This is a genomic window from Sulfuricurvum sp., assembly GCF_028710345.1.
GTDB lineage: Bacteria > Campylobacterota > Campylobacteria > Campylobacterales > Sulfurimonadaceae > Sulfuricurvum.
On the sequence record NZ_JAQTUH010000028.1, the window covers coordinates 1 to 11,289 of the forward strand.

Genomic DNA, 11,289 nt, shown 5'->3' on the forward strand with positions numbered 1-11,289 from the left:
AAAAACCCGGTACAGCGATGGTCAGCGATAACGGTCGCGGTATTCCAACTGATATCCATCCGGGTGAGGGGATATCTGCCGCTACGGTTGTTTTAACCGTATTGCACGCCGGAGGAAAATTTGATAAAGATACCTATAAAGTCTCGGGCGGTTTGCACGGGGTTGGGGTATCAGTTGTAAATGCACTTTCATCTGATTTGAAAATGACCATTTTCCGTGAAGGTCAATCGTTTGAACAAAATTTTAAATGCGGTATTCCTCAAGAACCATTGGCAGTAACGGGTAATACACGTAAACGTGGAACAACCATTGAATTTTTCCCGGATCCTTCGATCTTTACTGAAACCATTATTTTCGATTACGACTACTTGGCAAAACGGTTCCGTGAACTCGCTTACCTCAATCCACGCATTACCATCGTTTTCAAAGACGATCGTAACGGCGCAAGCAATACTTATCACTTCGAGGGCGGTATTAGCCAGTTTGTTACCGATGTGAATAAAAAAACGGTTGTCGCAACTCCTTTTGCATTCAGTGAAAAAATTGAAGATATCGAGATGGATATCGCCGTGATGTATAACGACAGTTACGACGAAAAAATGTTTACCTTCGTCAATAATATCAACACTCCGAACGGTGGTACTCACGAAGCCGGTTTCCGCGCCGGATTGACCCGTGTTATTTCGAATTACAATAAACAAAACGGTAATGCCAAAGAGAAAGATATCCCACTCTCGGGCGAAGATGTTTCCGAGGGACTTATCTGTGTTGTTTCTGTACGTGTACCGGAACCGCAGTTTGAAGGGCAAACCAAAGGAAAACTCGGAAATACCTACGTTCGACCGTTGGTTCAAAAAGTAACCTACGAAAAACTGACCAAATATTTCGAAGAAAACCCGATCCAAGCCAAAGCAATCATCCAAAAAGCGTTGATGGCGGCACGCGGTCGCGAAGCGGCGAAAAAAGCACGTGAACTCACTCGTCGTAAAGATGCGATGACGGTCGGTACATTGCCGGGTAAATTGGCAGACTGTCAAAGCAAAGACCCCGCAATCAGCGAACTTTATCTGGTGGAAGGGGACTCTGCGGGCGGTTCGGCTAAACAAGGGCGTGACCGTGTTTTCCAAGCGATTTTGCCGCTCAAAGGTAAAATTCTCAACGTCGAAAAAGCGCGCTTGGACAAAATTCTAAAATCCGAAGAGATCACCAACATGATTACCGCACTCGGTTGCGGAATCGGTGAAGAGTTTAACGAAGACAAGCTTCGTTACCACAAAATCATCATTATGACCGATGCCGACGTTGATGGTAGCCATATTCAAACTCTTTTGTTAACGTTCTTCTTCCGATATCTTCCAAAAATTGTTGAAAACGGATACCTTTATCTTGCACAACCGCCGTTATATCGCTACAAAAAAGGGAAAAAAGAGATCTACTTTAAAGACGATCGTGTTATGAATGCTTTCTTGATTGAAAATGGTATTGAAGCGTTGGAAATGGATAACCTCAATGTCGGTGTCAACGATCTCGTATCATTCTTTAAAATGGTCGATCATTACCGCAGTACCCTCGATGCATTGGAACGCCGTTATGCCCTCGTGGAACTTATCCGTTATTTCATCGAAAATCCGGATTTGATCGCATTGTCTCTTACTGATCTTTATACTCATGTTGAAGCGTTCTTGAGTGCTCAGGGTAATAATATTCTCAGCAAAAGCGTCAATGATGAGGATATGCATCTGTTTGTTCAAACCAAAGAGGGGCTTGAAGAACTTCACGTCAATGATGAGCTTTTCGCTTCACCGCATTTTGCCGAAGCAAATTATATCTACCAAAAAATCCAAGATTGGAATCTGCCGCTTGAAGGTGATTTGTTGGCATTGCTTACTCAAATTACCGATTATGCGAAGAAAGGTTCTTATATTCAACGCTACAAAGGTCTCGGGGAAATGAATCCGGAGCAGCTTTGGGAAACGACTATGACACCAGAAAACCGTGTATTGTTACGTATTACGGTTGATGATTCTGAATCTGCAGGTGAATCGTTTAATCTCTTTATGGGTGATGATGTCGAGCCGCGTCGTAACTATATTGAAACGCACGCTAAAGACGTTAAGCACTTGGATATTTAAATTTTTTCATGACCTATACTGAAGAAAAAGAGAGAGAACACCGATTTGCATTAGCTTTGCGGATGGGTTTACCGATCTTTTTTCTAAGCAGTGTAACTCTTTTTGCTCTTCTTACGCACAGTTCTACTTTATCTTCTTTGATTCTTTTGTCGATTGCACTATTAGCGATAATGGTTTATTTCATTTTTTATCTGATTTATCAGAGTACCCATGAAAATATTACTGATACGATTACCCATACCTTTACTCCGGAATATTTTCTCCGTTTGTTTGTTAAATCACTTTCCAAAAAAAACCACACCCTTGTCCTGATCAGTGTTGAAAATCTATGGTCTATCAATGAACGTTACGGGGTTAAAAACGGTGATATAGCTTTAAAAAATATAGTGATGAAATTAGACCATTTTTTTCGAGACAAAAAAATAGAAAAACTCCCTATAAGCCGCTATAAAGGGGGCGATTTTTTACTCTTTTTACCGGGTGATAAAGGAGAAAATCTTCCTCTTATCGAGTTGTTTCTAAGTAAATATCAAAATCATGTCGATAATGAGATTGAAATACGGATTGAGGCGGTGATGCTTGATTCTCGACTTTCGGATAACGTTGACTTGCTGATAAGCCGTTTGTATGAACTTCATAATGATCGGATCAGTTCTGAAAAAGAGGAATTTTATTCGATCAATGAACTGGAAAATGAAATTGTGGATGCATTGGAGCAGAAACATTTTTCGGTTGGATTTTGGCCGGTATGCTGTGACGAATATCCGACATTTGATACGACAGTCAAACTTATTGATTCAGAGGGGCGGTTTATTCATCAAAGCCGCTATATTCCAGTTCTAAACCGACTCAATCAAATGCGCCATCTTGAGAGTGATGTATTAGATACAATTGCTGCTTTGTGTGATGAACGTAATCGAAATTTTATTGTAACCATTTCTTCGGTTACGTTACGTAATCCTTACTTTTTCGAACATGCCATGACACTGTTCGAGCGTTATCCGATGTCTCGGAATAAAATAACGTTGATGTTTGAAGAGAAAGAGTATTGCCATCAGCTAGAACGGTTTGTTCACCAAATTGCCCAATACCGAAAGGCAGGGTATAAGATTGCATTGGATCGTTTGGGCGGGTATCATACGACACTCCTTTATCTCAAAGAGATGCAAGTAGATATGGTCCGTTTTGATCCTCTCTATATCCGTCATATTAAAGAAGCAGGATATCAGAATATTATCCAAGGTCTAAACCTCAGTGCCCATTTGTGCGGAGCTAAAACGTGGATATCAATGGTCGAGGATACGTATACGAATAATCTCGTACAATCATTAAAAATCAACTACCGACAGGGTAACTATCTAGGTAGAATTTTGAGCGCAGAACAATTATAAAAGAAGGAAGTAGCAATGAAATACGGTGAACAAATCGTTGAAAATTTTGATATCGAAAAAGATTTTGAGATATGGCCAAATCAACATGAACGTGATTATGTGATTAAAGTGACGCTACCGGAGTTTACTTGTCTTTGTCCGCGAAGTGGATATCCCGATTTCGCAACCATATATGTCGAATATACCCCGGACAAATGGGTAGCCGAACTCAAAGCAATCAAGTTGTACATTAATTCGTTCAGAAACCGCCATATTTCGCACGAAAACAGCGCAAACGAGATCTACAGCACTTTCGAGTCAAAAATCGCTCCTAAGCGCTTAAAAGTGGTTGCAGACTATTATCCGCGCGGGAATGTTCATACGGTAGTTGAGATTGATAGTGAGAAGATGGGAAAATAACTTTCCTATTTGAATAATACACTGCTAATACTCAGTTGGTATTTAGTATCAGAGTAAAGTCTATCCCCTCAAATAAAGAGGTTGGAAGCTTCGGTAGTACGTAAAAAATTTATTTCATGCTAGTAGATTTTTTCAGAGTGATGATGTCAGATTTATACGTTGAACCAACTTTCATGTAAAGTCCACCGTCTTTTTCAAACATACTATAAGTGACTGGGAGATATTTGTTTTGTTTAAGCAATTTCTGAGGAGTATATTGTTCGTTATAAAATTCTTTTTTCAGTATTAGAGATATTTTGTCATTATTAACACTAACAACAAAGTATTTTACACTATCTTCACAATATGCTTCAATTACAAAATATTGCTGATCAATTGTATTATTTAGTAAATAAATGTTATCAAGACTCCAAGCATCAGCATTGTCAATATTAAATTCTCCTAAAACTTTATTTTTTTTATTTACTAAAACTACATATTTACAATCGTCATCACCACATTTTGCAGTTGTAAAAACAGTATAATCATTTAGATTATATTTTATAGATTGTGATGAAATATTTTTTTTATTAAAAACACTTGTCAGATATTGGATATTATTCGTATTTTTTGCATCTACTGGGCTAACAAAAAATATAGACACCGACAAAACATATATTAAAATAGCAATTAATCTCTTAAACATACTATCACTCCTATTTATTTAGTTTTTAATGGATCACCATGACGTGGATCACCATTCTTACTATTAGCAACACCTTGTTGCAATACTGCTTCATCATTTTTTAAAACATTTGGAAGTTTATATTTGACATAAAATCCTGGATTTACTCTGTTATTTAAATCAATCGCCTTGTTAATATTTAATACTTCAAAGTGTAAATGAGGATCTTTACTAATATCGTAGCCGCTCGTGCCAACTTTTCCGATTATTTGACCAGCTTTTACTTCGACTCGTTCACCATTATCAAAGGCTTTTCTTATTGTAGAATTGATTTCTAAGAGATGAGCATAAAAAAAGTAAAAATCTCCATTTTCATTAAAACCTGAGCCTTGTATTATCTCTCCATTCTTTACATATGGCAAATTATACGCTAGTTTTAGACTTCGCACAAAATCAGGACATTTAGCTTTAATTGTTACAACATTACCATAAGGAGAAGGTGTAAATTCAGATCGAGTTACGATACCATCCACGCACGCATATACTGGAGTTCCCGGAAGTGCGAATAGGTCTACTCCTTGATGTATATCTTTTTTACTATCTTTTCTTCCTTTTCTAACATGACCAAACACATTCCAATACGGAGCTTCCCCTCCTCCTTTCGTATACCTCGCCAACTGCGGATTATCCACCGGATCATGCCATTTCTGATCTTTGCACTTCTCATCCACAACTTTCGGCACATCCCCTTTGATCTTCACTCCGTCTTGCTTGTTGACCTGAGCCGTTTTAGATGAAACTTGTGCCGCCTTTGGTTTACTCGTTTGCGTATTTGTTTTCCCCTGCGGCATGGTCGAATTAGGGATAGCAGTTTTAGGTACGGAAGTATCAGGAATAATACCATTAAACGGATTACCGTCATAGGAAGAGTTAGGTCTGTTTTGAACGGCACTTGCTAATGCTATTGCCATACTTTGCAATCCGCTCGGATCATTAAAGTTCACCGGATCATTCCCGACATAGCGGTAAAAGTTCGTATCGCCTGAAAGAAACCCTATCGGGTCAGGGGTGATGAATCGTCCGATAGTCGGGTCATAATATCGTGCTCGATAATAGTACAGATCATCAGTATCGAATTCTCTGCCTGTGTAGCGATAGGGATTTAGAGTTTGGATGCCCTCGGTGTATTCAGCTTTGGTGATAGTTCCGTAAATGTCATATTCGTAATACTCTACTATTTGAGCGTTATCATCACTGAGAGCGATAATCGAGTTTTGGTGATCGCGGTGGTAGATAAAATATTTAATCGGTTTACACATTTTTTCGGGAGTTAGCTGTGTTTATTTCTAAAAAATAAAAACCTGCATATATCAATAGTTGAGATAAACATTAGTGAAAATATAAGCGCAATACTAAGATTAAAAAGTGTTGCCCCAATGGTTGAATATATTATTCTCAATGAATGTTGTGTTGTTTGGAAATACAACGAATAAAACCCTCCTATAAAAATTAATCCTAATCCAATATAAGACAATATAAAGATCATTAAATTGTTTTCAGTGGAATAATCCGTCCATAAATTTTTCATTGCTAATGTATATATAGAAAATATGCTCGTAAGTAACGCAATTATTATTGAAATACCTGCAAGGTATTCAATATAACGACCATTGCCATATTTGCCTTCGCTTATCATATTCCTACTTCCAACCCCAGGAAAATAGTGTGCAATAAATGAGTTGAACTGCAATATTCCTTCTGCATATAATTGATTATTAAAGATATGAAATGCAAAATAATAGTAAAGGATAGCGACGATATAAATAGAAGTAGACGTTATCTGAAAAGTTTTATTGATAGGTTCTTTATAATTTTTTTTATTCCATTTCATAAGCTTCATCCTCCACGCCAAACCAATTTTATTGCGTAGTAGAATTGTTTTTTACAATAAAAAATCTGATTTGATCAACGATGACTACAATTAGCATTGAAGCTAATAGTAAATTATTGATATTTAATATTGTTGCACCAATAGAACTATATATTACTCTTGAAGAATGATATGCAGTTACAAAATATAAATAATAATATCCAGCGATAACAATCAATATCATACCAATCCAACTGAAAAAAGATGTGTAATACGTATCTTTTCTAATTGAATAATCAAACCAGAGTTTTTTGTAAACCAAGATAACTATTGACAATGGCGTTGTGATTAAGAAAGATATAATCGATATACCTGCAAGATAATCAATATATGTTCCATTAGCAAATTTTTGTTCTCCAATACTACTTCTACTCTCAACTCCCGGAAATATCTGTGTAATATATGAATTGAATTGTAAAATTCCTTCTGAAAACCACTGATTGCTAGAGATATAAAATGCAAAATAGTAATATAGCATTGCAATAGAATAAACAAATAAAAATAGAATTAAAACAACTTTTCCGATTTCTGCATTATAATTTTTTTTATTCCATCCCATAAGCTTCATCCTCTACTCCAAACCAATTTTTCATAGCATAGTCATAGCTGTCCATTCCAACATCACCGCTAAGTTTTCCAATAATTAAACCCCCACCAACTGCTCCACCTGGAATAGGAGAAGCGGCTCCTACAATTCCCCCCGCAATCCCCCCAACAACACCAAATATTACCCCAGTACCATTTCTGCCTACTTCATACCAGCTTGCAGAACTGACAATATTAACGGCGTCCCCTGCGTGTCCGAATAATTTTCCTGCTCCGCTCGTAGCTACTTTGTGAGCGTCTGTACCGAACATACTTAAAGTTTCTGATGCATTGGAAGCTTTGCCTAAACCATCGCTGATGGTCGCTCCGTCTTCTTTATTTCTAAAAGCATTGTCGTATGTGCTTGAATGTTTTAGATTCGCTTGACGTTTTGCACGGTCGATGTTCTCTAACGCGCGTATTCGCTGACCTGCATAGGGCTCTGGAACCATGAAACGCTTTGGTAAGACACCTGATTTAGTGCTATCCATTGCGATTAAAGCACGGTTCTTTGACTGAGCGTGGGATAAGTCCGAAAAGAGGGCAATCTCTTTAACGACAATACGATATGCTCCACTTTCTGCTTTTATTTTTGCATCTATATCAATTGCTATTTTACTCAAGGATTCTTTTTTAATCACATAAACTTCGTGAAGTGTTTTATATTGATCTAACTTCTTGGTTAAATAGCGGTTATAGGCTTCTGCCGCATTGGTCGGTTCTTCTTCCATAGTATGGAAGATAAACCGTAAATATTTTATAGGTTTTTCTTTTTTCTGCTCTGCTCCCGCCACCTTAACCCCACAATTCATTTTAGCCGAAGCTCCTCCACCTTTGGACGGTTTAGGATTTTGTAGTATTGATGATTTTAAATGAGGATTTAGCGTATCCCTGAGTGTATTGCTAGAAAAATTTTGTGTCCCGTTTGGAGATATCCCGCTAAAGCCGCTATGGTCTATAAAGTTGATTGGATCATTCCCAACATACCGATAAAAGTTTGTATCGCCTGATAGGAACCCTATCGGGTCAGGAGTGATAAACCGTCCGATGGTCGGGTCATAATAGCGTGCTCGGTAATAGTACAGATCGTCTGTGTCTATCTCTCTGCCTGTGTAACGATACGGGTTTAGGGTTTTAGCTATTTTTTCACTTTTGGTGATCTTACCGTAGATATCGTATTCGTAATACTCTACAATTTGGGCATTATCATCCGACAATGCTACTATGGAGTTTTGGTGATCGCGGTGGTAGTAGTAGCGTTTTATTCGTGATTGGTTAAAGAGGAACCGTTCGGTTTCATCGAGTGTATCGTAGTGCCATTGCTCTTCGTGAGTTAACGGTTCTTGCGGATGAACATGGATCGATAGCGGTGAGTCTATTGCATCTTCTTCGTGTAACAATGTCGCTAGGAGTTCATCCGTGTCGTTGTCGTAAATGGCTACGATATTATCACCTGCGTAGAGATAGCGGTGGTGGTACTCTTCGCTTTGGCTTTTGTAGTATTTGGCGACTCTACGTCCTAATGGGTCGTAGGTGAAGTGTAATTTCGTTCGCCCTGAGCTTGTCGAAGGGTGAGTCCATGGTTCGACAAGCTCACCACGAACGGGAGATGGATTCCGTGTCGGAGCACGGAATGACGAATCGGTGAGAGAGGTACGTTCATACCCTATCAAATACCCCTCGATATTATAGTCGTAGGTTGTTCGAGTTGTCGGTGAGTTCTTCTCTGTCAGTTGTCCTAGTGCATCATAGGTGAATTTGGTATCGCCTTGGTGTAGCAGTGCTCCGGAGAGAGAGTCGATAACGCTGTTCTCTTTTAGGAGATTTCCACTCTCATCGTAGGTGTAGCTCTCTTCTCCTACACTGGTTACTCTGCATCCTGCATCATAGGTGATGGGGGTAGTGTTACGGGAGATGATACGGGAACTCTTATCGTAGGTGTATTGCAAGAGTGGGGTTTCGCCTAAAGTACGTTTGGTAAGTCGTCCTAATGGATCGAATACGCTTTTGGTTTCGATACGGTTCGGGTAGCTGAGTGCAGTTTGCGCACCGCGTGTATTAAAGGAGAGGTTATAGCTTTGGTTTGCTTGTACGATACGCTCTAACACTCCGCTCTCATTTCGCATCAGGTTGAAGTGCATCCCCTCATATCCGATGAAGCGTTTGGAACCGTCAAGGTTGTAGGCATGGGAAACGCTTTTATCCCCTTGGCGTTCTAGCCGTATTTGCGCATTGCTATCATAGACATATTCAATGATGCCTGATGAATCTTTGACACTGAGGAGGTTTCCTAATGAATCGTAGGTATATAGGGTGGTTTTATCTCCAATACTCTGAGAGGTTTTCCGTCCCCGTTTGTCATACTCGAAGCGATAGACTACCCCATCTTCACGGGTAATGGCGATGAGCTTGCCCCGCGCATGCGTAAAGGTTCTCAGTTGATCGGCGGGATTGATCATGCGTGATAAGAAACCATCACTGTCATAAGCGTATCGGGTCATATTGCCCTGTGGATCACGAATCGCACTGGGGCATCCTGCATTATCATAATAGAAGCGTGTTGTATTTTTATCCGTCTCAATGATGGCAATACGACGATTGAGTTTATCATACTCGAACTGCGTTATTTGCTCTTGCGGATCGATGATTGTAATACAGTTTCCTAGCTCATCGTACACATACTGTGTGATTCCCCCCATTGCGTCGCTGATACGGATACGCTGATTGTTAGCGTTATAAGTATATTGGGTTGTTATCCCCTCACGGTTAGTATGGGAAACGACGTTTCCGCGATCATCATATTCGAAGCGTTCTTGCAGTTTATCAGGGGTGGTAATACTTGTACGATTATTGTATCCATCATAGGTATAGGTTGTGGTTTTATCATTACGGATAATTGAAGAAGCAAAGGGATTATCTCCTTCATAAAGATAGAGGGTGGTGTGTTTATCGGGAGTGATTTCACGAATCGGACGATGACGTTTATCGAATGCTTTGATATGGGCATTTCCCCCTTGATCGGTTAGGATTGAGGTGTCATCGTGATACTCTTCTCGTGCGGTGCTTCCATCAGGATAGGTGATAGCACAAATGGTTCCCCAGTTGTCGAGTCCGTAAAAGGTTTTATTTCCCATACTGTCTGTTTTTATAACGCGGTTAGTCTCATAACGGTAGCTAAATCGTTCCCCTTTCTCAGAATAACTTTCAACACGATCTGTAGTATCGTAAGTTACTTCGAGTATGCTAATACCGCTCGCATCGACAATCTGCTCTAATAAGTAGGGAGCGCTCTTTTGATAGACGTAGTGCACTATTCCCCCCATAGGGTCGGTGACATGGGTGAGGTTATGATATTTACCTTGTAAAGGTTCTTGTACCCCTTGGGTATCGTATGTGTATGTCCAAATACGGGACGTATGGTCACGTACACGCGATACATTCCCTTCACGGTTGTATTCAAAGTCGAGTGTTGCAAAGGACGAGGCTATATGAAGTAATTTTCCATTGCTATCACGGACTAAGCTTAAGGTGTTGCCGTTACGGTCTTTTATTTCAGTAAGATGTCCGTTGACATAGCGTTCGGTATGAGCGTCAATGAAATATTCCAACAAAAAGTTTTGTGGGCTAAGGAGGGTAAGTGTGGCACCCAAATCATCATCGTCGAGAAACCCCTTCTCGCTATAGGTGAAGCGAAAGGTTTGATCATCGCTAAAACGGAGCGTGAGAATTGAGGGATCGCTTTGAATCAATTGTGTCTCATAAACACATTGCCATCCGTTACAAAACATCCCCTTACGACTATCACCGACATAGACACGCTGAAGAGCAAATCCGATCGGCGCGATAAACTCTGCATCGGTAATACGATAAAGCAATTTTCCGCTTTTAAGAAGAACGGGAGAGCCGGTACGCGAACCTAAGGAACCGCTTGTGTTTGGGTTGTTGGTCGGTTTGTTTTTGGCATACGGCATTGCAATCGGTTCAGGTTGAGTATTCCCCTCGATTTTTCCCTCATCGGTAATATGCGCTGCACTTCCGCTCTCGGAAGTGGTCACTTTACCTACGGTGTTTTTGTTTTGCATATACTGCACATCTCCGACACGCACCACCGCTTTTCCATTTACAAAAACACTGGGGCTAGCTTCTATCGGATCGGATTGTGCCCCAACGGTTCCCGATTTTACACCC

The 11,289-nt window shown here is 39.8% G+C and carries 8 protein-coding genes; 3 read left to right on the forward strand and 5 right to left on the reverse strand.

All coding sequences use genetic code 11. The features are described from left to right. The 3 genes from PHC76_RS14365 to queF form a co-directional block, all read left to right on the forward strand. The coding region (locus PHC76_RS14365) for a DNA gyrase subunit B (protein WP_300210609.1) at positions 1–2,132 on the forward strand (2,132 nt) is incomplete at its 5' end. A gap of 8 nt (positions 2,133–2,140) precedes the next feature. Continuing rightward, positions 2,141–3,523, forward strand: a complete 1,383-nt coding sequence (locus PHC76_RS14370; protein ID WP_300210611.1) for an EAL domain-containing protein — start codon at positions 2,141–2,143, stop codon at positions 3,521–3,523. Between the two features lie 15 nt (positions 3,524–3,538). Continuing rightward, on the forward strand, positions 3,539–3,922 hold the full coding sequence (queF, locus tag PHC76_RS14375; RefSeq protein ID WP_300210613.1) for a preQ(1) synthase: 384 nt from the start codon (positions 3,539–3,541) through the stop codon (positions 3,920–3,922). 109 nt (positions 3,923–4,031) lie between these two features. Here the strand turns inward: queF and PHC76_RS14380 are convergent, their stop codons facing one another. The 5 genes from PHC76_RS14380 to PHC76_RS14400 all read right to left on the reverse strand — a co-directional run. Further along, a complete protein-coding gene (locus tag PHC76_RS14380; RefSeq protein WP_300210615.1) occupies positions 4,032–4,607 on the reverse strand; it encodes a hypothetical protein in 576 nt (191 codons plus the stop codon). Between the two features lie 14 nt (positions 4,608–4,621). Continuing rightward, on the reverse strand, positions 4,622–5,905 hold the full coding sequence (locus PHC76_RS14385; RefSeq protein ID WP_300210617.1) for an RHS repeat-associated core domain-containing protein: 1,284 nt from the start codon (positions 5,903–5,905) through the stop codon (positions 4,622–4,624). Between the two features lie 11 nt (positions 5,906–5,916). Continuing rightward, positions 5,917–6,477, reverse strand: a complete 561-nt coding sequence (locus tag PHC76_RS14390) for a hypothetical protein (RefSeq protein WP_300210619.1) — start codon at positions 6,475–6,477, stop codon at positions 5,917–5,919. A 28-nt stretch (positions 6,478–6,505) separates the two neighbouring features. Then, positions 6,506–7,075, reverse strand: a complete 570-nt coding sequence (locus PHC76_RS14395) for a hypothetical protein (RefSeq protein WP_300210621.1) — start codon at positions 7,073–7,075, stop codon at positions 6,506–6,508. Next, on the reverse strand, positions 7,062–11,289 hold a 4,228-nt coding region (locus PHC76_RS14400), incomplete at its 5' end, for an RHS repeat-associated core domain-containing protein (RefSeq protein ID WP_300210623.1). The genes PHC76_RS14400 and PHC76_RS14395, both read right to left, overlap by 14 nt.

Bases quoted from the DNA above. Each gene is read 5' to 3' on its own strand.
- PHC76_RS14390 (WP_300210619.1), bottom strand. From the start codon at position 6,477: ATGAAATGGAATAAAAAAAATTATAAAGAACCTATCAATAAAACTTTT.
- PHC76_RS14385 (WP_300210617.1), bottom strand. From the start codon at position 5,905: ATGTGTAAACCGATTAAATATTTTATCTACCACCGCGATCACCAAAAC.
- PHC76_RS14380 (WP_300210615.1), bottom strand. From the start codon at position 4,607: ATGTTTAAGAGATTAATTGCTATTTTAATATATGTTTTGTCGGTGTCT.
- queF (WP_300210613.1), top strand. From the start codon at position 3,539: ATGAAATACGGTGAACAAATCGTTGAAAATTTTGATATCGAAAAAGAT.
- PHC76_RS14395 (WP_300210621.1), bottom strand. From the start codon at position 7,075: ATGGGATGGAATAAAAAAAATTATAATGCAGAAATCGGAAAAGTTGTT.
- PHC76_RS14370 (WP_300210611.1), top strand. From the start codon at position 2,141: ATGACCTATACTGAAGAAAAAGAGAGAGAACACCGATTTGCATTAGCT.